Origin of the sequence: Sphingomonas pollutisoli (assembly GCF_029167165.1) — a bacterium.
Lineage (GTDB): Bacteria > Pseudomonadota > Alphaproteobacteria > Sphingomonadales > Sphingomonadaceae > Sphingomonas > Sphingomonas pollutisoli.
Map to the genome: position 1 here is coordinate 1 of NZ_JARFNJ010000063.1, position 386 is coordinate 386.

At 32.1% G+C, this 386-nt stretch carries 1 protein-coding gene; it reads left to right on the top strand.

Translation table 11 applies throughout. The features are described 5' to 3' along the window. Nucleotides 1-386: hypothetical protein (locus PX554_RS26565; protein WP_275505048.1), on the top strand; the 386-nt coding region annotated here is incomplete at both ends.

Sequence of the window (386 nt, forward strand, 5' to 3'; positions counted from 1 at the left end):
GAAAAAGTGGCGGCTGAACTTAATAGAAAAGATAGTGAAACTGCTGAAAGGTTTAACCAGAGAGTTCGTAAAAAAGATTATAACGAGCTAAACAATAAAAATAGAGCTACTAACCCTGATGCAGGAATAGGTGGTAGTCGTAAGTTTAGTACTTTTTCTAACTCAACTAAACATTCTTTTTCTAACGGTAAATTGAGGCTTTACCTTTATAGACCGACTTCTTATCCCCGTGTGGGGGATAAAGATTTTGGTAAAACAAGTTTTAAATCTTATTCTACATATAGCAGAAATATTCTTCTTCCTTCCGTAAAGCTAAAAGATGGTGATAAGAAGCTTAATAATAAGAATATATTTTTAAAGAGAGCTATTTATAACTTCATTAAAGC